Here is a 23,983-nt window from a genome sequence, read left to right as displayed (position 1 = left end):
AATTATAGTTTCAGTCCAACAATACCTTTAGCAATATTTGTATATTTCTGAACTTGAAAGAACTCAAGGAACATTTTACCTGTAGTTCTATCTGCTATTGCGCTATAAGGAAAGAACTCACCATAGTACTTTAACTTTTGAGCAGCTCTTCCATTACTAAACTCTAGCATAGTGGGATCTATTTTTTGTAGCAGTGCCCAGTCAATATTTGCATCTTCATAACATGCATCAAAATCGCCAGGTACAAGCTTGTCTGTGCAAAAGCTGCCATCAATGTATAGTTCTGTACACCCAGATTTTTTTAAAGATTCTATCCCTATCATCATCCCAAACAATAAATTACTTCTATAGGATGTATACCCAAACCTCTCTTGTATTTCTATCCAAGTTGCCCAATGTATCCCAGGTGGTAATAAACCATCAGCTGTAAACGGTGGAATCATGTATGTCTGCCTTTTAATTAACCTTCATGGTAACACAACGATTTTGTTGTGTTAAAGTTTATTATATTTATTCAAAATACAATAACATAATTACTAATTTTAAATAAACTGAAGATAAATATGATTTCAAAGATAAATTGGCTGCTCTCAGAAGAAGGAATAGAAGAATTAAGCTTGTGGTGTGCCCCTCAAAATATCACCGTAGTCACAAATAACAGAAATGGTAGAGAACCCTATCTTAGTGTTAACGACCCTATAATAAAAGAAACAACACTCACAGTTGAGCTTCAACTACAAAAAGATTTGAAAAACTTAATTAGTGAGTATATAAGAGCAATAGATAAACAGCTATTCAGTATTAAAATCCACTCTGAGAGGATACTCTTTGCTGAATATATAGTGAATACAACCAAAGTTGCACTTAGCGAGTGGTCAAACCTTCCCTCCTTAAACACATACCCTATTATTAGGTCATACCTTGATGACCTATATACACAAGTCAAGACTAAACTAAGCCCTCTAATAGATCTTAAAAAAAGCGAGTCGTCTTTCTCTAAAGTTACAGCGAACAACCAGGTAGTCTTTACATTTAGGTATTTTTATACTGATGCAAAGAAAACAGGAAAGTTTATTGATGCCCTCTTAAGTACAGGATGGATTGGGAGAAGTCAATTTGATAAACCACATGAAGAAAATGACCCGGTGCGAAAAGACTTAATGAAAGTATTCAGTGGCAGGAACATCAATCGTCCTGTGGCGTGGACAGGGCCTAAAAACCAGCTCTGCTACTTAATAACACAGCTATATAAACGTAAGCTCCTGCTAAATGCTAGTAAAGACAATTATTGGGACATGGCTACTAACAGCTTTATAAGAACAAATGGAGCTAAATACGACAAGCGCAGCTTACAAGTAACAAAATCACCTGTTTCTACAATAGTAATAGATAGCCTACTTGATAGTGTATAAAACTACAAGGTTCTATCATCTAAAAAACTATAGCGCGTACTCATCTCAAAATGAGCTCTCTGGACCTGTATGCCTACTCCTGAGCAACACAAAAAACTACAACTAAACTACAGCCTATTGTAGCCCCTTCCTTCTGATTGATAAACCCTCTAAACTTGTAACGCAATCAGGGCAGAAAAAGCAAATGGTGACTCGAAGAACTCCATTAACAAATGCTGCCTTTATCCTTCCCAGATGGTTTCCTAGGGTACCATATAGCCATCTGTTTAACAATGTAAAGGCAACCTGAAAGCATTTAAACATAGAAAAGAGATGCTGTCTGTCAATCTTACTGTAGCAGATACCTTTTAAAGTTGAATTTGAAAAGCGATTGCAAGAGATGAAGGAGCACCTTTGTGATACTCTCAAGGCAGCACTTGCGAAATAATAAACAAGGTGGCAGTAAGCGCAACAGGTATAGCCTAATCCTTCTGCTCGATGACCTGTAAAGCATCAAACATGCATCTAAAAGCTACAGGCATCAGAGCTAGGGTTAAAGCGCACGTTTGGCTGACACACTCTACTGGTCTTAGGAAGTAGCCGAACCCTAGGCACCAATGGTCAAAGGCAATTTATCAATGAAAATAATGGAAAATCAATCAGATATATTCAACGCACTGTTTAAGTCCTCATTAGACGGTAGATTAGACAAGTACCTAAACCTTGATAATGGAAGTACTAACGATATTGAACTTATCGAGCGTTTCCTGAAAAGAAACTATTACTTCCGCTATAACACTGTGAAAGGACAGTTGGAGATTCTTAAGGATGAGCAGGACAATTTCAGACCTCTAACTGAAAGAGATGAGAATAGCTTGTGGAGAGAAATTCAGAAAGACAAGTGGCTTGAGGATAAGGGCGTAAAATGCAGCATCACTTATTTAAGAGGGTTACTAGCTTCTGAATTCAGCGAATTGCATGACCCTTTTAAGGAGTATTTCGAATCCTTACCTAAATGGAACTCTAAGACAGACTATATTGCTCAATTAGCTAGCACAGTAAAGACAAATAATGATGAGCTATTCCATCGCTTACTAAAGTCTTGGCTTGTTGCTATAGTTGGCTCACTTCTGGACCCTAAAGTTGTAAACCATACAGCGATAATCTTCACTGGAAAACAAGGCATAGGAAAATCAAGTTGGATACAGAAACTCGTACCGCCACAGCTAAAAGATTACTATTACTCAGGTCCAGTAAATCCTTTCAATAAGGACACACTCATCAACCTATCCACCTGCATGATAATAGACCTTGACGAGTTAGAGAGTATGAGCAACACTGAGGTAGGAGCATTCAAAGAACTCATCACCAAACCACACATCAAGATTCGCAGACCCTATGGCAGATATAATGAAGACCTCCCACGAAGAGCTTCATTCGCTGGCTCGATAAATGATGCACAGTTCCTAAACGACTCGACTGGTTCGCGCCGGTTTCTTGTCTTTGAAGCTTTGGGAATAGACTATAAACATAAAGTAGACATGGATTGGGTTTACTCTCAAGCGCTTGCATTGTACCAGAGCGGGTTCAAATATTGGCTGAACGAAGATGATATAAAAGAACTGGAGGTAAACAATAGTAGGTTTCAGAGAACCACAGTGGAAGAAGACATGCTGCTTCAGCACTTTCAGCCCGCTAAGGAGGGCGAAGAAGGCTGTCTCTTCTACAGTGCAACTGAAGTAGCACGTCAGTTAAGTAATATTGCGCAAGGATTTACTTTAAGCAATGCAACAACTCAGCGCTTAGGCAAGGCAATGAGGAAGAATGGGTTCAAAACATTAAAAAAAGGGGGGCTTCTTAAATACTGTATTCGACACATTGGTAAACCTACTGATAATAAGGAGCCTTCATTTGATAATGTTGCATAAGGGTAGGCAGGGTAGGCAAGATTGACCAAAAGTAGAAAAAGTATACAGCTTACCACAAAGGAGCTCATCGAAAGGTGAGCTCCTTTCATTTCAAGCTACACCATAGACAAACACATATTATCGTATTTCTAAGTGTTTAAAAGGAAAGAGAGCCTGCAGAATCCTATTGTTTAGAGACTGTAAAATAAACTGTGTCAAAGGATTAGGAGTATTACCTTTAACACAGTTGACATGGAAGAAAAAAACGAGCTGGATCTGGAAAAGATCAAGCGCCAGTTCCTGGAAGAGTTTAGGAGCGGCAAACCCACCTTTGGCAAAGACGGCGCCTTAGGCCCTCTGTTAAAACATTTCTTAGAAGCCGCTTTGGACGCGGAGATGGACCTGCACTTGGACGCTGAGCAGCGCCAGCAAGGCAACCGCCGCAACGGCAAAGTATCAAAGCAAGTTCGCACCTCAGATGGAATGATTGAAGTAGAATCATCCCGCGATCGCTCGGCAAGCTTTGAGCCGCAGATCATCCGCAAACGGGAGACGGTGCTGGCCGAGAACCTGGAGCCCCGCATTTTGAGTATGTACGGTTTGGGCATGAGCCTTCGGGACATCTCTTCGCATCTGAAGGAGATGTATGACATGGACATCTCCCACGACACCTTAGCCGCCCTCACCGAGAAGATCGTGCCCCAGGTCAAGGAATGGCAGGCCCGGCCATTGGATGGGCTCTACTGCATTGTCTGGCTAGACGCCATGCACTACAAGGTCAGACAGGAAGGGCGCACCATCTCTAAAGCTGTCTACAATATTCTGGGCATTGACCGCCACGGCCACAAAGAGCTGCTGGGCGTGTATGTATCCGAAAGCGAAGGGGCTACTTTCTGGCTCTCGGTACTTACCGATCTGCAGCAGCGGGGCGTGGAAGATATGCTCATCGCCTGCATTGACAACCTCAAGGGCTTTGCCGAGGCCATCACAAGTGTTTTCCCCCAGACCGAGGTGCAGAGCTGTATCGTGCACCAGATCCGCAACAGCATCAAGTATGTGGGCTCTAAGGACCAGAAAGAATTCATCAGAGACTTAAAGCCCGTGTACCGGGCAGAAACAAAGGAATTGGCCGAGCTGCGGCTATTGGAGTTGGAGGAGAAGTGGGGTAAAAAGTACCCCAAGGTGCTCGAGAGCTGGCAGCGAAACTGGGACAAACTGAGCACGTACTTTAAGTACACCGAGCCGATCAGAAGGCTGATCTATACCACAAACACGATTGAAGGCTTTCACCGCCAGGTCAGGAAGGTGACCAAGACCAAAGGAGCTTTCTCAACGGATATGGCTTTGCTAAAACTGATTTACCTGTCTCACCAGAACATCAGCAAAAAATGGGTCATGCCGCTAAGCAACTGGAGCCAGACGGCCCAGCAACTCTCTATCTGGTTTGGGGACAGAATGCAGCTGGACTTGAAGTGAGACGCACTTTAAAAGTTTGGCCCTGTTGCTGTAAGGATTCACACCAGTACACCAACAGGGCCAATAAATGAAAATATGGAAATGACACAGTTTAAATTACACTCCCATTGTTTACAACAAATAGAATTTATCCCAAACACCCTACCCTACCTACCCTATAGTATCTGTTACCACACCTACTATTTTGTAAGAGCTGTTGAGATTCAAAATGAGCCCGACAAAAATACAGACTATCTAATCAGCTTATATCTCCACTTTCTAGCCTTCAGAAGAACTATAGACATAACAATTATATAGCTTTCTGGATTGAGTTTAAGAAATGTCACTTCCTTTTTTACCTATTCATACCTCTTTCACATCCACACTACTTCCTGCGTCAAGAGTAGGCTTAAACCTAATAGAGTACCTATACAATCAAGTTCAGTGAGTTTAAGGCTCACCCTTCTACAATTTTTTTTATTTTTTTTCTGCCCCTTTGAAAGCTATAGCCTCCTTCTGAAAGTACCCCCCCTAGGGAGCAGGGTTCGATGTACGGGCCTATGATGTATAACCATAAATCTTTAAACACATGGTAACAATTACTGGCTATGCCAAAAGAAAGAACTCTGCAGAAGAAGAGTTCAATGTGCTACTCCTGCAGGGGGAGATCGAACTGATCCAGTCGAAGGAGTCTGGCAGGTTCTACGCCACCGCTAAAACCTGTAGCATCGCCTCTACTTTCAATGACGCTATCTGCGCTACGCTCATAGGTAAGACGCTGCCTGGGCAGATTGAGAAACTGGAATGTGATCCTTATGACTTTCATATTCCTGGCACAGACGAGATCATCTCCCTCGCCTACACCTACTACTATGACCCAGTAGAAAGGACCATGGAGCAGGAGGTATTCCAAATGAAACCTGCAGCCTAAACAACTAAGGGTAGTCTTAATTGGCTACCCTTTTTCTTTTTATCCCTTTTACTACTCATGCAATGATTTCCAAGTTTCTTCTGAGTTCAGAGCCAAGCAAATTCTCTGACAGTTGCCTATTCCTATCAAAGTATAAGCTCCAGAGAGTTTACTGTCCTTTTGAGGTTACATGCACCAGGGATATTCGCAAGATTAGTGAAGGTGAGAGGCTAAGGGTTGACAGAATCTTGAGCTGGCACTCAGGAGTCATTCTGTTCTTCATTCAGGGTAAACTTTACCCGCACAGTCATTTCAGCTATAAACCTCCTACACAGTTCGTAGCGACAGGGATAAAGTAGCTGAGATAGGAGTTATGCTGAATTTCTTAGGCATTGTTCTGTGAGATGGTTTCTCTCCTTAACTAAAAAACCACTGAAAGAACGTAGCATTTTCTATTGGCTGCAGCTAGATAGAAAGGGATAGTATGCTTTTATTGGCTACTATCCCAAAGCTGCTTATTCTTGTTTTTAATGCACATGCCACTACTGAATAACAAATAAAAAGCACCACCTAAGTAATTAGATGGTGCCTATTTTTATATTAACTATGCTATTGGTAAGAATAAGCAACACCTTGCTTCAAGCTTTTTGGTACTGTACCCATACCTCCTGCTCCAGAGTATCCCCCTGTCTCAGTCTTTTGAGATTGGAGAAGGATTATATGAGCACCCATTGCTGCTGCTTCCTTCTTCAATTTCATAGTTGCCTTTTCGTCAATATTCGCTTGATTGGAGAAAGTCGATCCGCCTGAAGCTTTAGCTCTAACTTCACCTTTTCTAACTAAGCCTGCGATATCACTCTCTAATGTTGTAACTATTACTTTTTCCCAATCTTGCTCACCATTGATAACAATCTTTTCTGAGAATTTCTGTACTCTTCCACTCGCAAACTTGATTTCCTTTACCTGATTCTTATTTATTACATTATTAACTGTTTCATTTGGGTAAACAAATGAGATTTCTTTTTCGCCAACTGAGCTAACTAAAACTTCTATAGTTTCTCCATTGAGCTTAGTAATAGTGTCAAATTTAGCTTCTTGAGAAAAACATTGCATAGCGATAAATAGGAAAAAAAATGCAAGTAATGATTGTTTCATAACTTCTAAAATGTTTCATTTTGCTTACTCTATAGGCTTTTCAGCAACTGCCGCTTGTTGTTAAGGATCTCAGCTTCTTTCCTTAATTTTTTAAAGATAATATAATATTTATTAAATATATTGTATTTTTTATATACTTTGCGAAGTATTTTAAAATCAAGCCATGAAACAATTCTTACTAGCATTAAGCATTCTGTTCTTTATAACTACTGTCAGCTATGCTAACACCGTGTCTGATCCAATTAAGAGCAGCAAAACATCCAACATACAAGATGGGTGGTATGAAGCTACCGTTAAATACTACAACTCCAGTACCTATACAAGGAGTACCTATACCCTAAATGTTAAAGTGCAGTACAACAGAGTTGTGGCAATTGACTTTGGGGATGGAGGTAGTATTCACTCAGGCTATAATAACTCTGGTTATATTTATTCTGGGGGCACTCTATCTTTTCAGAGAGATTATTCTACTGGTAGTATTACTAGTGCAACTACCAGGGTAACTGTTTCTCAGGGAACAACTATGTTAACATACGATATTAGCCTTTAAATGAGTTTAAAGAATACTAACATCTAGTTTCTTAGGTACTTGCCTTTCTAGCTCATATTGAATCTTTATCGAGATATTGGATAGCAAATCTGTCTCGTCAGCAGGTTTATGGGACGAGTGTCTGGATATAAGTACAGAATAAATACTGCATCCCTATCCATTATCACAACAGAAGCAAAGTATGTGGTGAAACATTCCACAATCGTATGCCTGTGATACTATCGCCTGATAGCTGAGGAACGGTGGTAGGATGAGCATTAAAAACAGGAGGATTTACTTATTTTGCTTAAACCTTATCAAGCAGAAGACATAAAAGTATATAAAGTTTCTCCTTTAGTAAACTCACCACTAAACATTGTACCTGAAGTGATAAACTCATTATAAACTGAGCAAATTAACCAATGAATGATAAACCCATGACTTTCGCAGAACTTCGTTTGGAAGCGGATGGCAACCAGAAAATCACTTATCTAATGCTGTTATCAACGCGTGAATGGCAGGAAAAAAGACTTGAGGTTATTCGGCGCGACCACCATTGTTGCACCAAATGTGGTAAGGGCGAGACATTTAGTGAGTTCGACGAAGAGCGTCAGGAGACTTGGCACTTCTGGCCTCATCATAATACAGGGGATTGGGTAATAGGGAAAGATGGGAAATCTCACTACTGGAAGCTAGATGAACCAGTTTTTGACTTCATTGTTGCTGATAAACATTATCACATGCAGGTACACCATCTATGCTACATTCGCAACAGGTTGCCATGGGACTACACAGATGACTGTCTGGTAACGCTCTGCAATTGGTGCCATTGGGAATTTCACCAAGAGCACGAGGTACTTGTTTTTGAAGAGGATGAGGTAAGCTTAGCAGAAGGCATGGAGCCTTGCTTTAGGTGTAATGGGGTAGGTAGCTTTCCTGAGTATAATCATGTCCAAGGAGGTGCCTGTTTTCGTTGTGGCGGTGAAAGATACGAACGACCTCTAGTTGAAGTTAGATGACAATGTACCAGATGAAACCATTCCCCTGTAAATAAAGACAAGTTACTGCTTTTATGCATAATTTGAGAGACTGTAAAATAAACTGTGTCAAAGGATTAGGAGTATTACCTTTAACACAGTTGACATGGAAGAAAAAAACGAGCTGGATCTGGAAAAGATCAAGCGCCAGTTCCTGGAAGAGTTTAGGAGCGGCAAACCCACCTTTGGCAAAGACGGCGCCTTAGGCCCTCTGTTAAAACATTTCTTAGAAGCCGCTTTGGACGCGGAGATGGACCTGCACTTGGACGCTGAGCAGCGCCAGCAAGGCAACCGCCGCAACGGCAAAGTATCAAAGCAAGTTCGCACCTCAGATGGAATGATTGAAGTAGAATCATCCCGCGATCGCTCGGCAAGCTTTGAGCCGCAGATCATCCGCAAACGGGAGACGGTGCTGGCCGAGAACCTGGAGCCCCGCATTTTGAGTATGTACGGTTTGGGCATGAGCCTTCGGGACATCTCTTCGCATCTGAAGGAGATGTATGACATGGACATCTCCCACGACACCTTAGCCGCCCTCACCGAGAAGATCGTGCCCCAGGTCAAGGAATGGCAGGCCCGGCCATTGGATGGGCTCTACTGCATTGTCTGGCTAGACGCCATGCACTACAAGGTCAGACAGGAAGGGCGCACCATCTCTAAAGCTGTCTACAATATTCTGGGCATTGACCGCCACGGCCACAAAGAGCTGCTGGGCGTGTATGTATCCGAAAGCGAAGGGGCTACTTTCTGGCTCTCGGTACTTACCGATCTGCAGCAGCGGGGCGTGGAAGATATGCTCATCGCCTGCATTGACAACCTCAAGGGCTTTGCCGAGGCCATCACAAGTGTTTTCCCCCAGACCGAGGTGCAGAGCTGTATCGTGCACCAGATCCGCAACAGCATCAAGTATGTGGGCTCTAAGGACCAGAAAGAATTCATCAGAGACTTAAAGCCCGTGTACCGGGCAGAAACAAAGGAATTGGCCGAGCTGCGGCTATTGGAGTTGGAGGAGAAGTGGGGTAAAAAGTACCCCAAGGTGCTCGAGAGCTGGCAGCGAAACTGGGACAAACTGAGCACGTACTTTAAGTACACCGAGCCGATCAGAAGGCTGATCTATACCACAAACACGATTGAAGGCTTTCACCGCCAGGTCAGGAAGGTGACCAAGACCAAAGGAGCTTTCTCAACGGATATGGCTTTGCTAAAACTGATTTACCTGTCTCACCAGAACATCAGCAAAAAATGGGTCATGCCGCTAAGCAACTGGAGCCAGACGGCCCAGCAACTCTCTATCTGGTTTGGGGACAGAATGCAGCTGGACTTGAAGTGAGACGCACTTTAAAAGTTTGGCCCTGTTGCTGTAAGGATTCACACCAGTACACCAACAGGGCCAATAAATGAAAATATGGAAATGACACAGTTTAAATTACACTCCCTAATTTGACTTTGAGACTACCTGCAGCTTACGCAGGGTATTTACCAAAGTCTCTATTCCATATATGCAATAGCGCACATCATCCTGAATATCCATGAATTCAATATTCTTCTGGTGGTAGAGGCTAATTATATCGTATGGGCTTGACCAATATATCCTATAGCTTGGAAGCTCTTGGTATAGTTTATCAAAATGCTCTTGTTTATACCTGCGATTAACATCGTAGTCATCATTGTGCAACGTGATTGTAGCAAAACCATACCTGTTGGTAAGATCTATGTTTAGGTCTAAGAAGTTCTCAGCAACTAGCGCATCACCATCCCAACTGATTCCTGAGAATGGGTATTTCTTCTTTAAGACCTTGTACACTTCTTCCATCAACTCTTTATACTCATATTTGTTATAGGCTGTCTGTTGGCTTATTTCCTCCTTTGGCTTATAATTCTGTTGCTGTAGCTCAGCAGATGCTTTAATGGACTCTACTTCTTTCACGACCTCCTGGTACAGGTATCTTTCTTTTTTGGCATCTACCACGATGCCAAATTCCCTATTGTTGTTTTCAGAGAACTCATAAAGGTTCATGGAGGTGATCAACAACTGTTTTTCGTTGTAGTAACACTTTGCATGCAAGTTCTTAGCAAAGTATAAGTTAAGATTATTTAGCCTACTTAATGCAAGCTTCTGATCAGCCCTAAGCTCATCCTTGCCATAGATTATAGTTGTGAAGCAGCCCTTGCGATCATGTTCCATAATCCTCTCAAGTAGAAGGGGAGCAATCTTTAAATACGGTGTTACTAAAGTTATCTCCTTATCTGCCCTCTTTACTAATTCCTCAATGTGGTACGCGATTCCCTTCGTGGTGATAAACTCAGACATATAGATGCGATAATTCTGTAACTTGTTTGAGATGTTCTCTGATTGGCAATTTATCTCATTTTGCTAAACTGTACATAAAGTTTGCCTACTAATTAACCTCCCAATACCTTAAACACATGAATAACAGCAGCTTTACTTGACCATTCTCCCAATACTTTCCAACTTAGATTTTACGGGTTTTACTAAAATGCCTTCAGAGCGTTGAAAAGCTTTCTATAAACAAGGCTAAGTTATTAGCGCCTATCATAATATTACTCGTATTTGCCATGCATATTTGTTTGACAACATAAGAGACACTGTTATGTATTAAGCCAAAGTCATTTCCTATTGCGTCCTGGAGCTGTTAGATTGCAATGACCATCTTGAGCTCCCCTGTACGCCTCCTACATTTCTGCTGGGTTTCAATCGCCTGCAGATGATTACCTAGAAGACAGGATTAATTTGAGCAAATATTTAGTTCAAAACCCCACCTCCACCTTTATGATGCGCGTAAAGGGCAGTTCCATGCAGGACGCAAACATACACGAAGGGGATATATTGGTGATAGACAAGTCCCTTAAACTCATTGATGGAATACCTACTGTGTGTTTTCTGGATGGGAATGCACCGTTAAGACCTTCAGGAAGATCAGGGACAAAGGTACGCTTTGTCCTGCCAATCCAGCTTTCAAAGCCATTGAATTGACAGCAGAGATGGACGTAAGAAGATGGGGTGTCGTGGTATGGAGACTCCGCAAACCTGTGAAACGCTAATAAATTCTTTTATGGTCAAAACTGCATCATTAGCCGTAATCGTTCTTTTTATGCATAAACCACTTTCTTCATTGGGTTTAAGAAATGCAACTTTTCACTTTAACCCAATTATACAGCCAGGCACCTAATACAGAATAGTGGGCAGTTATCTTTATTGAACAGATATTAAGCTACTCAGAGATAAGAAGGGATCACCTCAAAGAACCTTGCGGAAGGTGTTAAGAGAACAGACAAGGAGATCAGAAGGTGAGAAACATAGGGTCTAACAAGAACCTACTGTAGGTTTAAAAGAACAATGTTAGGGGAATTGGGAGATAGGTTTAAAAGAACAATGTTAGGGGAATTGGGAGATGAGTATTGTATTAAATTTTGGATGAGACTGTAAAATAAACTGTGTCAAAGGATTAGGAGTATTACCTTTAACACAGTTGACATGGAAGAAAAAAACGAGCTGGATCTGGAAAAGATCAAGCGCCAGTTCCTGGAAGAGTTTAGGAGCGGCAAACCCACCTTTGGCAAAGACGGCGCCTTAGGCCCTCTGTTAAAACATTTCTTAGAAGCCGCTTTGGACGCGGAGATGGACCTGCACTTGGACGCTGAGCAGCGCCAGCAAGGCAACCGCCGCAACGGCAAAGTATCAAAGCAAGTTCGCACCTCAGATGGAATGATTGAAGTAGAATCATCCCGCGATCGCTCGGCAAGCTTTGAGCCGCAGATCATCCGCAAACGGGAGACGGTGCTGGCCGAGAACCTGGAGCCCCGCATTTTGAGTATGTACGGTTTGGGCATGAGCCTTCGGGACATCTCTTCGCATCTGAAGGAGATGTATGACATGGACATCTCCCACGACACCTTAGCCGCCCTCACCGAGAAGATCGTGCCCCAGGTCAAGGAATGGCAGGCCCGGCCATTGGATGGGCTCTACTGCATTGTCTGGCTAGACGCCATGCACTACAAGGTCAGACAGGAAGGGCGCACCATCTCTAAAGCTGTCTACAATATTCTGGGCATTGACCGCCACGGCCACAAAGAGCTGCTGGGCGTGTATGTATCCGAAAGCGAAGGGGCTACTTTCTGGCTCTCGGTACTTACCGATCTGCAGCAGCGGGGCGTGGAAGATATGCTCATCGCCTGCATTGACAACCTCAAGGGCTTTGCCGAGGCCATCACAAGTGTTTTCCCCCAGACCGAGGTGCAGAGCTGTATCGTGCACCAGATCCGCAACAGCATCAAGTATGTGGGCTCTAAGGACCAGAAAGAATTCATCAGAGACTTAAAGCCCGTGTACCGGGCAGAAACAAAGGAATTGGCCGAGCTGCGGCTATTGGAGTTGGAGGAGAAGTGGGGTAAAAAGTACCCCAAGGTGCTCGAGAGCTGGCAGCGAAACTGGGACAAACTGAGCACGTACTTTAAGTACACCGAGCCGATCAGAAGGCTGATCTATACCACAAACACGATTGAAGGCTTTCACCGCCAGGTCAGGAAGGTGACCAAGACCAAAGGAGCTTTCTCAACGGATATGGCTTTGCTAAAACTGATTTACCTGTCTCACCAGAACATCAGCAAAAAATGGGTCATGCCGCTAAGCAACTGGAGCCAGACGGCCCAGCAACTCTCTATCTGGTTTGGGGACAGAATGCAGCTGGACTTGAAGTGAGACGCACTTTAAAAGTTTGGCCCTGTTGCTGTAAGGATTCACACCAGTACACCAACAGGGCCAATAAATGAAAATATGGAAATGACACAGTTTAAATTACACTCCCTTTTGGATGGAGGGGGCGGCTATTATTTTCGCCCTAAAGGCCTTCAAATTTAATGTTTTTTGACCACACTTTCAAGTTTTATATCATTTATTTTAATCATAAATAACTAATTATTAATGCATTACTGCTACATTGCCTTTAAATATTACTACAGCTCTATCCTTGATTTACTCTAGCTGATAGCTGGAGTTTATCAGTCACTTAGAAACCCTCTGAAAAGAACTCCTGTAACGTCATTTGGTGAATCTCCAGCACACGAATAAGAGACTTCATTGTCATATTTACGCCTCGCTCCAACCTCCAGTACTGCATTCTTCCCAAGTCATGGTCAAGGGCAAATGCCTCATAGCTTGAGTAACCCTTTTGAATCCTGATTTCTTTAAGCCTTTTACCTATTGCTTTTAACAATTCGTCTTCGCTGTTCATGAGCGAAAGTTGATTCTAATAGCAATTAAATATTACACCTCATATTATTACACCATATAGTTGAATTTGTATATAATTATATATTTCTTTGGATGTACATTTCAAATACAAACTTTTAATTATAGAATCTATGAGACTAAGAGCTCTATTGCTGATAACAGTACTATTCATTGCAGTAAATGCAATAGCGCAGAGCAAGCCTGGTGTTATTGCCTTCAAAGCCAATAATTTATACATAAAGATCGGGGACAGGCTTCAAGACCTTCCAGGAATGAAGTATTTGGGAGCTGAGGGTTCAATGACATACTATACCTTACCTGGGGACAACAAATACCTAAATAAGAAACCGGTTAATTTTATAAAGTATGGATTTGAGAACAATAAACTGTCTGCCATTATTATGGACTTTGATAATTCATCGACCTTTATGGCTGGTTACGAACTATTGAATGAGCTGTTAGGAAAGCCCTACCGTACAGCCTCAGAAGGAGGTATACATGCTGCTGCTTGGGAAGTTGGAGATATATCCTATGGGATAAGATATGATAATAACACTAAAACAGGCGGGTTTGTAACAGGATATACCCAGAGCTTTTAATTATGATTCGCAGAACATTTATGCTGAAGTTATCTCTAATCTTAACTCTATTTCTATTGAGTTTAAGCCCTCAGGCAAAAGCACAAACAGAAGGCTCTATCGCAGCCCTTGATGTTGATTTTGGATTCAGGAATATCAAACTTAATACACCTTTAGAGAAGCTACCCTATCTACTCCTAAGCAGAGAGAACAAGTACTTAAAGTTCTACCAGAAGAAAGATGAGAATCTATACATAAACAATTACCCTGTTGACTATATAGAATATGCATTCGAGCAAAACAAACTCTGTGCTATATACATAGCGTTTAACAACTATGCATCGTATGAAGCTGCTGCGGGAATAATGTATATACTCTATGGAGAACCACAAGAGAATAAAAGGCAAGGGCAAGACATATTCATTACATGGAGGGGCAAAAAGGCATTGATAGCTACTAGTTATAACTTTAACTCCAAGGTTGGTTACATTGCTATACAAACCGTAGATTTTATGCATCGATGGAGAAGGATAGTAGATGGAGCGTAACACTTTACCCATTCGCATCGTCGTTTCTCACTAGTGCATACTGTACAATAAAGCGGCTTATAGCAAATAGAAACAGGGGCTCTTTCTTACTTTAAAGTTCTGGCATCACTGAGCTATCTATCTGGACTTGCCCAATGCTTCTTAGATAGGTTAGGCTGGTATTGAGGTTAGAGTGCCCCAATAGCTGTTGGAGTAACTTTAAGCTCTGCGTTCGCTCGAACACATTGACAGAGGCAGCATGACGAAAGCTATATAATGTCTGGGTAGGGTTTATCATCCCAAGCTCCAACATCTTCTTCTTCGCCCTCGACCACATCGTGTTAAAGTACGACTCATTAAAGGGATAGGCAGACTGTGTGAAGATGTACTCGTCATGTTTAAGCTTATCAACTCCCCTTGCCATTAGCTCTTCCCTCACGTATTCAGGAATTGGAAGACTCCTTAATTTGCCGCTCTTATTCTCATCGCCTTCCAGTATGAACTGAGTTATGGTACCATTGAAGTGCCTTCGTTTCAACAACCTGATTTCCTGATGCGGGCGCAGGAGCACGCCATACATCAACAAGGCGCAAAGAAACAGATTAGGATAGTGCTCCTTCAGGTAAGGCAGGACCTTCGACAACTGATCTGGAGTATACGCCTGGTGAAGCACAGCTTTCGCCTTACGTGTGGAGGTGGCTGTTACTGGGTTGAGTTTACAATACCCCTGTTTCACGAGCTTTGAGAACACTCCTGCCAGCGTTCTTCGTTTGTTCTGATAGTAGGTGCCAGACGAGGCGAACCGCTGCAGGAAACGCTCTATATCAGCCGACCTTAGTTCATTTGGAAACAGCCCCCCCCTGTTCTCGTTCTTCAGAAAAAGGGACAGTTTCTCTGTCACACTCGCGATGTCGCGTTTGTAGGTCTTGCTGTAGGCGCTCGCACCCACTTCCTTCACCACCATCTCCAGTAGCTCTATAACTGTATGCCGCCTGTGACTTGAGTGAGCATCAGTCTGGTTGGTGCCAGGAGACCATCCTTTTAACAAGGCACGGGTATACGCCCTAAGAAGCAGTTTCATCAGGCGTCCTCTCTCTGACAAGGTTTTGGAAGTGTTGGGGAAGCAGGAAATACCTAGGGCCTTCCCGTTATAGAATCGATAGCGCTTACCATTATAGTAGAAACTGATGAAGGCTCGCTGCGTTAAATCAGCAGGATTGTAGATTTGCGGGTCTGTGTACATAAGACAGTAGAGTTTAAAGTTACTGTCTCATCTGTTGTCTCGCATAGGGGGAAATCGACTGAAAAGTGCCCTGGTGATGTAGCTCAGTTGGTAGAGCAAAGGACTGAAAATCCTTGTGTCGTTGGTTCGATTCCAATCATCACCACCAGCAAAACCCTCTCCTTAACCGGTGAGGGTTTCTTGTTTTATAGCCTTTTAGCAAGCTCCTATACAACATCAACAGTAATTGCAGTTTCCTTCTGCAGCTACGCTTAAGCTGGCAGATAAGTAGTACTATATAAAAAGTAGAATGAGGCGCTGATTGTTTAGATCAAGTAAGTTATAAGTATATACTGCAAAATACTGTCACTCGCCTTGGTGTAGTTTCCCTGTTACTCCTCACAATTATTTTTTAGCTCAAACAAAGCAGCAGAATAACCCAATTGATAGGCCTGGTAGAAGTGATAGCATGCAGAGTCAGACATTTGCTGCTCTATTTCGGTGCGCCCTAACAAGTAGAGCACTCTGCCATTTTGGTTATCCAGGTCAAGCGCTGTTTTATAATCCTGCTCCGCCGCCACAAAGTCCTTTAATTTATAGTAACCGAAGCCACGGTATGTAAGGGCGGTTATCCAGTCTTCGCTTCCCTCCTTCTCATTCTTCAGAAAAATGGTAAGGTCTTCAATCGCCTCTCTATAATTTTTAAGAAAGAACAAGCGCACTTCTCCCCTGGATAAATATGCATGCCAAAGCTTGGGGTTTAGCTCGAGTGCGTGCGTCAGGTCTTTCTCAGACTTCTGATATTTTGCCAGCTGCTGGTAGCTTCTTCCACGCATCAGATACACCTGCGCAGATGGTCGCTCACGCAGTGCCACAACTTTGTTCAAATCGCTGAGCGCTGCCGGGTAATTTTCATACACATCCAACTCTATGCGGGCCCGGGCCTCGTAAGCCGCCGCGTTATCGGGCATAAACTGAATGGCATCAGACAGTAGCCTATGTGCGCTGCTATACTTGCCATCTTCGATATATGTTAAAGCGGTTTTGTACTTATCTTCGCCTGTAACGTGGTCCATTACTACTTTTAGTAACAAACTGAAAGTAAGCAGACCGGCTATAAAGGACATCGTGATAACCCAGTCTTTTCGGGAAAAGCTTTTCTCTTCGCGCCTGATGGGGCGGTAATGTCTTTCTGCAACGCCTGCTGGCTCTCTGGTCTGGAAAAACCGTGGATCTGTTTGATACGCCTGTTGCTGGTGCAGTACACGCTGCCGTTCGCGCTGGTACTGCAACCGCAGGTCATATCGCGCTCGTTTACCCGGATTAGACAAGGTCTGATAGGCTGTATTCACTAGCTTAAACATTTCCTCGGCACGCGTATCACCCGGGTTTCTGTCGGGATGATATTTGAGCGCAAGTTTTTTATAAGCTACCTTCACCTCCTGTAAGGTGGCTGTTGGGCTAATGCCTAAAATGCTATATAGATTAAGCTCCAAGCAGGTAAAGATTTGAACAATATTATTTCTAAAATTAACTAAAAACCGTCATTACACATCAAAATACGTACTATACTTTTATCCCGCTATGTTTAGCGTAAATATTTACAAGTTCCCCCGTATATAGAAAAAGCATTAAAAAAAGCGAAATAACACTATGGCAATCCAAGACAACGGCACTCGCGAAAAGAGTAATAATCTAATCGAAAACCTGATGGGGTATATTGATACCCGTATTGATATCATACGATTAGAAATACAAGAAAAGCTAAAGGCCACCTTTGTTAATTTGATCCATGTGGTGCTACTTGGCATCATTGCCTTTCTGTGTGTAATATTTTTGAGTATCTTTTTAGGCCTCCTGCTAAACGAACTGCTCGACAGCTCGTTCTGGGGATTTGGCATTGTGGCCCTCTTTTACATAATTATACTTGTAGTTTTGTTAATAGGGCTTGACAAAAAGGTTTTTGAAGACGTTGCAGACAAAGCATTTGACAACACCATTTATAAATCAGATAAACGAGAAAAAAATATATGAGCGAACTAACCAATCCCTTGTTCGATAATGAGCGGGAATTTCTGGAGCGACAAAAAGAGGAGTATAAAAATGCTCTGATGGGCGATGTGGATCACATAAAAACACAAAGCCAGGAAATAGGAAAAAAGGTAGCCGTAGCGGGGGGCGTTTTACTTGCCGGCTATCTTGTGAAACGTATGTTTAGTGGCGGAGAAAAAAAAAAGAGCAAAAAAGTAAAGGAAAAAAAGGATAAAAAAACGTCCTATCATGCCATACCCGTTACGGCGCAAATGGCAGAATATAATTCTATGGTACACGAGCAGGAGGACGATTATACTATCTCTTCTGAACGCATGCCCCATGCCAGCCATACTAAAAGTTCATCTAAAGAGAAAAAAAGCTTTTTGAAATCTGATGTAGCCAAAGTGCTTTCATCGCAGGTTGTGGCTCTGTTAATGATGTACGTAACCAAAAAGGTTGAAGAACATCTTAATACTGTCTCTGAAAATAACGATATTGCAGCAGCGCCTGTAGAGGTCGATATCATAGAGACAACAGAGTACATTGTACCAAAAGAAGATGCCGTTTAACACCCTTCACAAGAAAAAACATATTTCAGGCAGAAAGCACTTTGCGGTTCTGCTAGACCCGGATAACCTCACAGAGGCTTCTTGCCTGAATTTATTAGCTCTAAGCGAAGCACACCAGGTTGATTTCTTTTTTGTTGGCGGTAGCCTGATCACCTCTGATAACCAGGCAGCAATAATTAAACTTATCAAGGATAACAGTCAAATACCTGTTATCCTGTTCCCAAGCAATAGCCAGCATATTGACAAGCAAGCTGATGGCATTCTGCTACTTTCCCTGATCTCAGGCCGCAATCCGGAATTCCTGATCGGGCAACACGTGGTATCAGCACCTATACTTAAACAAAGCCAGCTCAGCATTTACCCAACAGGCTATATGCTGATTGATACTGGCCGCCAGACCACGGCTTCTTATATGAGTGGTACTACGCCTATTCCTTATGATAAGCCAGCTATAGCTGCCTGCACTGCCATGGCCGGCGAGATGTTGGGCCTGCGCTACATTTACATGGATGGAGGCAGTGGAGCCATGCATCCTATTTCGGCAGATATGATCCGAGCTGTGCGTAATGCTGTAGACACACCCATTATTGTAGGAGGTGGAATTGATACGGCAGAGAAAGCCGGTGCAGCTCTAGACGCCGGTGCGGATGTGCTTGTGGTAGGTAACCACATAGAAAAAAACCCCGGCTTTTTAGCCGAGGTTTCTAATCTTGTTGCTTCGTATAACGTAACTTTAGCTTAGATATTCATCGCTGACTCGCGGCGACGCATCTTGCCTGCTGGTATACCAAACATCATCTTAAAGCGACGGCAGAAGTATGCGGTGTCTTTGTAACCAACTTCTTTACCGATCTCGCGGATACTCTTTTTCGTAGTGCGCAGCAAGAACACGGCACGCTCCATACGCTGGTACTCAATGTAATCCTGCGGGTTGATACCCGTCAGCATCTTGAAGTACTGACCTACGTAGTCTTCAGACACGTTGGCAACGTTAGAAAGCACTTTATTAGATAGATCGCCACCTAAGTTCTCCTTGATGTAGTTGAACAGGTCGATAAGGCGAGGATCTTTAAAGTATGTGCTGTTTGTCGCTAACTGCTCCACAAACATTCTGTTTCTCAGGATGTGGCGAACGATCTCTACAACAATGTTCTCAGTGTAGATATTGATCAGTCGCTCCTTACCCGGCAGTTCCTGCATGCTCTCCTCCACAACTTTGATAACCAGATTGGCTAACTTGTTATTGTTAGAGATAAGGAAAGCGGGCAGATCAAGCGAAGCGAAGAAGTTAACCGAGTCAAAAACTTTTGCCTCGAAGCTCACAAAGCTGTGGCTCTCTTCTGCATCACCGATCAGATCCAGATCATTATTGCTCTTGAAAAACTTCTCTTTGTTCGTGATCAGATCATCGTTAGAGATAGTCTTTCCTGCTCCGGCCGGACCATACGTTACTTTTGTACTACGTCCGCCAGGGATAAACAACAACTCACCTTCTTCAACCATTTGCTCTTCGTCCCCAAAGAAGATGCTACCTTTATGAAGCAGGATCAAGTTATTGCCTACATCGTAGGAGTTGCGAACCGAAAACGGCTGCTGCAACACCAGATTCTTCGCCTTAATGAACCGCACCCCAAGCGATTCAATAATCTTATTGTAATCTTCCATGTGTGTTACCAACTAACTTTTATACTATAAACCCTTTAATTATGGCCTAAAGCTAAGATTTATCTTTATAAAATTCAAAACAATTTAAAAAATAAATTTTAATTCAGAAAAGACTATTCTTAGCTTAAACAACATGGAAACAAGGTTTTAAAGGTAATTTTACTTTAGTAGTTCTCTTGAAATTACTATTTTCTGTATCTCAGAAGTACCCTCGTAAATTTGTGTAATTTTTGCATCGCGCATTAAACGCTCTACATGGTACTCTTTTACGAAACCGTAACCACCATGAACCTGAACAGCTTCCACTGTTGTTTCCATCGCCACTTTTGATGCAAAAAGCTTAGCCATAGCTCCTGATTTGCCATAATCTGCATGTGTATCTTTGTCATATGCAGCCTGAAGGCATAAAAGGCGCGCTGCTTCTATGTTCGTAGCCATATCAGCCAGCTTAAACTGGATAGCCTGGTGCTTTGCGATCTCCACACCAAACGCCTTACGCTCTTTAGCATACTTCACCGCTAGCTCATACGCACCAGAAGCAATACCAAGTGCCTGAGAAGCGATACCGATTCGTCCGCCGGCCAACGTCGCCATGGCAAACTTAAAGCCAAAGCCATCGTCTCCGATACGGTTCTCCTTTGGTACTTTAACATCAGTAAACATTAAAGAGTGCGTATCTGAACCACGAATACCTAATTTATTCTCTTTAGGTCCTATGGCAAAGCCTTCCATATCACGTTCTACGATCAAAGCATTGATGCCGCGGTGTCCTTTTTCCACATCGGTTTGGGCAATTACCAGGTATACAGAAGCGGTGCTGCCGTTCGTGATCCAGTTCTTTGTACCGTTCAGCAGGTAGTAGTCTCCTTTGTCCTCAGCAGTTGTACGCTGTGAAGTGGCATCGGAGCCAGCCTCAGGTTCAGATAAACAGAATGCACCAATAATCTCACCTGTAGCAAGCCTGGTAAGGTATTTCTGCTTTTGCTCTTCTGTTCCGAAAGTCTCAAGACCCCAGCAAACCAGCGAGTTGTTTACAGACATAACAACAGAAGCCGAAGCATCAATTTTAGATATCTCCTCCATTGCCAGCACATAGGACACAGCATCCATGCCGCCGCCGCCGTATTTTGGGTCAACCATCATTCCCATAAACCCTAGCTCACCCATTTTCTTGATTTGCTCAGCCGGGAACTTCTGATGCTCATCACGCTCAATAACACCTGGCAACAGCTCCGTCTGTGCAAATTCTCGTGCGGCAGCTTGTACTGCCAAATGTTCTTCTGTTAATTGAAAGTTCATGCTTATTTTATATAAAGAATGATTTGAAACAATAAATTATCATACAAAATTAGGAAATAGACTTGTATTAAATCAACCTATCTCTCTAATAATTGTTATGCCTGCCGAATATTAATACAAGTATAAAATTGTATTCTTACCCAACATGTACAACATCGCACCTTTTAAAAACAAAACGCTACCTGCACAGGTAGGCAGGTAGCGTTTATAATTATACTTTTAGAAGACACATTAATCCCGGCGGCCCATCAACAAGGACACATAGTATAACAGGGTAGCTAATGAGCCAAGTGCAGCTACCACATACGTTAAGGCTGCCCATTTTAGCGCATCTTTTGCCATCCCGTGTTCTTGCTTCGTTACAATACCGCGCTGATCGATCCAGGCAAGGGCTCGCTTGCTGGCATCAAATTCTACTGGCAGCGTTATAAAGCTAAAAAGCGTTGTAAGGCCAAACAGCGCCACACCGATCGCGAGCGGAACAGGCGTCGTCTGTATCATCAGGATACCAATCAGGATGATCCACTGCATGTAACGGGAAGCGATGCTTAATGCCGGCACCATAGCAGAACGGAACTTAAGGAAGGCATAGGCCTTGGCATGTTGTACTGCGTGACCGCATTCGTGAGCAGCTACGGCAGCAGCGGCTGCGCTCCTTGCTTCGTACACGTATTCGCTCAGGTTTACCGTTTTATCTGCAGGGTTATAATGGTCTGTCAAACGACCGGCTACAGACATTACCTTTACATCTGTAATCCCGTTATCGCGCAGCATCATCTCTGCTATTTCGCGGCCACTAAGCCCTGAACTGAGGGGCGTTTGGGAGTATTCTTTAAATTTGCTTTTTAAGCGGGCACTAACGGCCATACTTATCAGCATAAAGGCTATACCTATAACATATATTCCTATCATGGCTTTATTTATGCTTAATTAATGTTTTTGAGTTTCTTCAATCTTTCTAACAATGTTGGTAGTAGAATAACCTTTTACCAGCGGTACTGTTTTCACTTCTCCGCCACTTGCCATTACCACCTCGTGCCCCACGATCTGCTCCACGTTGTAATCATCACCTTTCACCAGTATATCCGGCTGCACGGCTTTGATCAGCTCCAGCGGTGTATCGTTATCGAAGAGCACTACTGCATCAACAAACAAAAGGGATGCCATAACGCGTGCGCGTGACAATTCGTCCTGCAGGGGGCGGCTCGGCCCCTTTATACGACTTATAGACGCATCCGTATTGAGTCCGAGCACCAGCTTATCGCCAAGTTGTCGTGCTTTTTCCAGGTAATCCACATGCCCAAGGTGCAGCAGGTCGAAGCACCCGTTGGTAAATACTATCTTTTGCCCCTGGCTCCGCCATTTGCCAAGCTGCTCCTGCAGCTGCGGCAGGGCCATTATTTTATTACTTGAGTTCATGCTTTGAGGAATTCAGGTGTGTCCGCTGTGCGGCAAAAGAACGGGACTGTTGCAGCATGCTAGCCGCAAAGCTGAGCACCCCCATTAAAACCACTAAAAGTGTTTGCGAGGTATGCACCAACAGCGCATAGGCCATTCCTGCCTCTTTAGGCACTCCGTATAGTAGTAACGTAGACTGTACCAATAAATGATATACCCCTACACCACCCTGAACAGGCGCTGCCATACCCAGTGTACCAACAACCAGTATTGACAAACCGGCGCCCCAGCCAAGGTTGCTCGTGGCCGGAAGTGCCAACAGCACGACTACACTCATGCAGTAGTACATCAGCCACACAAAGACGGTGTGACCCCAGAAAACAGTTTGGTTCTCCAGTTTAGTAACACTCAAAGCTCCTTCCAGCATTCCTTTAAAAAAACTTACAGCTTTTTTAAAATAGGTGTGCTGCTGTAGCCTTTTAAGGTATTTAAGTATTAGAAGTACAGCAAATCCCGCTGCACCGATAAATACCCACAGTACCCAGTAAAGTGAGCTTAAGGTATACTCCAGGCTGGCATACTTTGTAGAGAAAAGGCCCAGAAAAAAGTCGCGGATGCGGTCAAACTCAACCAGAAAGGTCAGGCCCACTGCCAGCAAAAGCATGAGCATATCAATGAAGCGCTCTGCTACCACGGTGCCAAAGCCAGTGTTCACAGGCACCTTGTCTGTACGCTTCAATATAGTGCACCGCACCACTTCGCCCATACGCGGCAACACCAGGTTGGCCAGGTAGCCAACCATCATAGCGCGATAGGTATTTATGAGAGAAGGGTTATAGCCGGTTGGCTTTATCTGCATGTGCCAGCGATAAGCCCGGCTTACATATGCCGCCACCCCCATCACTAACGAAATGCCTACCCAGATGTAGTTTGCATTTCTAAGCTCTGCCCACATTCTCTGAAAATCAAGTTCTTTCAGAGCATACCACATTAAAAATGCTGATATGCCTAACAGGAACGCGTATTTCAGAACCGAAAGCAGTTTTTTCATGCAGG

General features: G+C 43.2%; 25 protein-coding genes, 1 tRNA gene and 1 pseudogene. 16 read left to right on the top strand and 11 right to left on the bottom strand.

Annotated elements, in window-relative coordinates:
• Positions 1–2 precede the first annotated feature (2 nt).
• Positions 3–443, bottom strand: a complete 441-nt coding sequence (locus ACSX1A_RS17480; protein WP_439880929.1) for a DUF6932 family protein — start codon at positions 441–443, stop codon at positions 3–5.
• A gap of 120 nt (positions 444–563) precedes the next feature.
• Between ACSX1A_RS17480 and ACSX1A_RS17475 the strand changes: the two genes are divergently transcribed.
• From ACSX1A_RS17475 to ACSX1A_RS17460, 4 genes are all read left to right on the top strand, one after another.
• A complete protein-coding gene (locus ACSX1A_RS17475) occupies positions 564–1,412 on the top strand; it encodes a hypothetical protein (RefSeq protein WP_439880928.1) in 849 nt (282 codons plus the stop codon).
• Between the two features lie 617 nt (positions 1,413–2,029).
• Positions 2,030–3,319 (top strand): VapE domain-containing protein, encoded by a 1,290-nt coding sequence (locus ACSX1A_RS17470; protein ID WP_439880927.1) that lies wholly within the window; start codon positions 2,030–2,032, stop codon positions 3,317–3,319.
• A 231-nt stretch (positions 3,320–3,550) separates the two neighbouring features.
• Entirely contained in the window at positions 3,551–4,774 is a 1,224-nt protein-coding gene (locus tag ACSX1A_RS17465; protein WP_439879586.1) for an IS256 family transposase, read from the top strand.
• A gap of 568 nt (positions 4,775–5,342) precedes the next feature.
• Complete coding sequence (locus ACSX1A_RS17460) at positions 5,343–5,684, top strand: hypothetical protein (protein ID WP_439880926.1); 342 nt, start codon at positions 5,343–5,345, stop codon at positions 5,682–5,684.
• A 588-nt stretch (positions 5,685–6,272) separates the two neighbouring features.
• Here ACSX1A_RS17460 and ACSX1A_RS17455 read toward each other — a convergent pair.
• Complete coding sequence (locus tag ACSX1A_RS17455) at positions 6,273–6,818, bottom strand: hypothetical protein (RefSeq protein ID WP_439880925.1); 546 nt, start codon at positions 6,816–6,818, stop codon at positions 6,273–6,275.
• 163 nt (positions 6,819–6,981) lie between these two features.
• Here ACSX1A_RS17455 and ACSX1A_RS17450 point away from each other — a divergent pair, with 163 nt between their 5' ends.
• From ACSX1A_RS17450 to ACSX1A_RS17440, 3 genes are all read left to right on the top strand, one after another.
• Positions 6,982–7,368 carry a hypothetical protein gene (locus ACSX1A_RS17450; protein WP_439880924.1) on the top strand — a complete coding sequence of 129 codons (387 nt, stop codon included), beginning with the start codon at positions 6,982–6,984 and terminating at the stop codon, positions 7,366–7,368.
• Positions 7,369–7,769: 401 nt separating this feature from the next.
• The gene (locus tag ACSX1A_RS17445; RefSeq protein ID WP_439880923.1) at positions 7,770–8,366 is read left to right on the top strand and encodes a hypothetical protein; all 597 of its coding nucleotides are present in this window, start codon (positions 7,770–7,772) and stop codon (positions 8,364–8,366) included.
• Positions 8,367–8,490: 124 nt separating this feature from the next.
• Complete coding sequence (locus tag ACSX1A_RS17440) at positions 8,491–9,714, top strand: IS256 family transposase (protein WP_439879586.1); 1,224 nt, start codon at positions 8,491–8,493, stop codon at positions 9,712–9,714.
• A 105-nt stretch (positions 9,715–9,819) separates the two neighbouring features.
• On the opposite strand, the gene ACSX1A_RS17435 is transcribed toward ACSX1A_RS17440, so the two are convergent.
• Complete coding sequence (locus tag ACSX1A_RS17435; protein ID WP_439880922.1) at positions 9,820–10,695, bottom strand: phospholipase D family protein; 876 nt, start codon at positions 10,693–10,695, stop codon at positions 9,820–9,822.
• Between the two features lie 372 nt (positions 10,696–11,067).
• On the opposite strand from ACSX1A_RS17435, the pseudogene ACSX1A_RS17430 reads away from it, so the two are divergent.
• The 3 genes and pseudogenes from ACSX1A_RS17430 to ACSX1A_RS17420 form a co-directional block, all read left to right on the top strand.
• Positions 11,068–11,247: pseudogene (locus ACSX1A_RS17430) on the top strand (LexA family protein); the annotation flags it as partial.
• A 32-nt stretch (positions 11,248–11,279) separates the two neighbouring features.
• The gene (locus ACSX1A_RS17425) at positions 11,280–11,447 is read left to right on the top strand and encodes a LexA family protein (RefSeq protein ID WP_439880921.1); all 168 of its coding nucleotides are present in this window, start codon (positions 11,280–11,282) and stop codon (positions 11,445–11,447) included.
• Between the two features lie 433 nt (positions 11,448–11,880).
• Positions 11,881–13,104, top strand: a complete 1,224-nt coding sequence (locus ACSX1A_RS17420) for an IS256 family transposase (protein WP_439879586.1) — start codon at positions 11,881–11,883, stop codon at positions 13,102–13,104.
• A 307-nt stretch (positions 13,105–13,411) separates the two neighbouring features.
• On the opposite strand, the gene ACSX1A_RS17415 is transcribed toward ACSX1A_RS17420, so the two are convergent.
• A complete protein-coding gene (locus ACSX1A_RS17415; RefSeq protein WP_439880920.1) occupies positions 13,412–13,636 on the bottom strand; it encodes an XRE family transcriptional regulator in 225 nt (74 codons plus the stop codon).
• A 130-nt stretch (positions 13,637–13,766) separates the two neighbouring features.
• On the opposite strand from ACSX1A_RS17415, the gene ACSX1A_RS17410 reads away from it, so the two are divergent.
• The gene (locus ACSX1A_RS17410) at positions 13,767–14,234 is read left to right on the top strand and encodes a hypothetical protein (protein WP_439880919.1); all 468 of its coding nucleotides are present in this window, start codon (positions 13,767–13,769) and stop codon (positions 14,232–14,234) included.
• Positions 14,235–14,236: 2 nt separating this feature from the next.
• Positions 14,237–14,761 carry a hypothetical protein gene (locus tag ACSX1A_RS17405; RefSeq protein ID WP_439880918.1) on the top strand — a complete coding sequence of 175 codons (525 nt, stop codon included), beginning with the start codon at positions 14,237–14,239 and terminating at the stop codon, positions 14,759–14,761.
• Positions 14,762–14,852: 91 nt separating this feature from the next.
• Here ACSX1A_RS17405 and ACSX1A_RS17400 read toward each other — a convergent pair whose 3' ends face one another.
• Entirely contained in the window at positions 14,853–15,983 is a 1,131-nt protein-coding gene (locus ACSX1A_RS17400) for a tyrosine-type recombinase/integrase (protein WP_439880917.1), read from the bottom strand.
• Between the two features lie 72 nt (positions 15,984–16,055).
• Between ACSX1A_RS17400 and ACSX1A_RS17395 the strand changes: the two genes are divergently transcribed.
• Positions 16,056–16,131, top strand: a tRNA-Phe gene (locus tag ACSX1A_RS17395).
• 223 nt (positions 16,132–16,354) lie between these two features.
• Here ACSX1A_RS17395 and ACSX1A_RS17390 read toward each other — a convergent pair.
• Positions 16,355–17,458, bottom strand: a complete 1,104-nt coding sequence (locus tag ACSX1A_RS17390) for a J domain-containing protein (protein WP_439880916.1) — start codon at positions 17,456–17,458, stop codon at positions 16,355–16,357.
• A gap of 157 nt (positions 17,459–17,615) precedes the next feature.
• Here ACSX1A_RS17390 and ACSX1A_RS17385 point away from each other — a divergent pair, with 157 nt between their 5' ends.
• From ACSX1A_RS17385 to ACSX1A_RS17375, 3 genes are read left to right on the top strand one after another with little or no spacing between them, the layout of a single operon-like run.
• Entirely contained in the window at positions 17,616–17,996 is a 381-nt protein-coding gene (locus ACSX1A_RS17385; protein WP_439880915.1) for a phage holin family protein, read from the top strand.
• Positions 17,993–18,565: a hypothetical protein gene (locus ACSX1A_RS17380; RefSeq protein WP_439880914.1), complete on the top strand. Its 573-nt coding sequence runs from the start codon at positions 17,993–17,995 to the stop codon at positions 18,563–18,565. Before ACSX1A_RS17385 ends, ACSX1A_RS17380 begins: the two co-directional genes overlap by 4 nt.
• A complete protein-coding gene (locus ACSX1A_RS17375) occupies positions 18,555–19,307 on the top strand; it encodes a geranylgeranylglyceryl/heptaprenylglyceryl phosphate synthase (RefSeq protein ID WP_439880913.1) in 753 nt (250 codons plus the stop codon). Before ACSX1A_RS17380 ends, ACSX1A_RS17375 begins: the two co-directional genes overlap by 11 nt.
• On the opposite strand, the gene ACSX1A_RS17370 is transcribed toward ACSX1A_RS17375, so the two are convergent.
• The 5 genes from ACSX1A_RS17370 to ACSX1A_RS17350 all read right to left on the bottom strand — a co-directional run bounded on the left by ACSX1A_RS17370 (position 19,304) and on the right by ACSX1A_RS17350 (position 23,978).
• Positions 19,304–20,230: a helix-turn-helix domain-containing protein gene (locus ACSX1A_RS17370; protein ID WP_439880912.1), complete on the bottom strand. Its 927-nt coding sequence runs from the start codon at positions 20,228–20,230 to the stop codon at positions 19,304–19,306. The genes ACSX1A_RS17375 and ACSX1A_RS17370 overlap by 4 nt on opposite strands.
• A gap of 159 nt (positions 20,231–20,389) precedes the next feature.
• Positions 20,390–21,529 (bottom strand): acyl-CoA dehydrogenase, encoded by a 1,140-nt coding sequence (locus tag ACSX1A_RS17365; protein ID WP_439880911.1) that lies wholly within the window; start codon positions 21,527–21,529, stop codon positions 20,390–20,392.
• 231 nt (positions 21,530–21,760) lie between these two features.
• Positions 21,761–22,441: a zinc metallopeptidase gene (locus ACSX1A_RS17360; protein WP_439880910.1), complete on the bottom strand. Its 681-nt coding sequence runs from the start codon at positions 22,439–22,441 to the stop codon at positions 21,761–21,763.
• Positions 22,442–22,459: 18 nt separating this feature from the next.
• Positions 22,460–22,948 (bottom strand): D-glycero-beta-D-manno-heptose 1-phosphate adenylyltransferase, encoded by a 489-nt coding sequence (gene rfaE2, locus ACSX1A_RS17355; protein ID WP_439880909.1) that lies wholly within the window; start codon positions 22,946–22,948, stop codon positions 22,460–22,462.
• Entirely contained in the window at positions 22,935–23,978 is a 1,044-nt protein-coding gene (locus ACSX1A_RS17350) for a lysylphosphatidylglycerol synthase transmembrane domain-containing protein (RefSeq protein WP_439880908.1), read from the bottom strand. The genes rfaE2 and ACSX1A_RS17350 overlap by 14 nt, the downstream gene beginning before the upstream one ends.
• Positions 23,979–23,983: the final 5 nt, after the last annotated feature.

Source organism: Pontibacter sp. MBLB2868 (assembly GCF_051904785.1).
In the GTDB taxonomy this organism is placed as follows: domain Bacteria; phylum Bacteroidota; class Bacteroidia; order Cytophagales; family Hymenobacteraceae; genus Pontibacter.
Note: the sequence above shows the minus strand (reverse complement) of the source record. Positions and strands in the feature narration are given on the sequence as shown.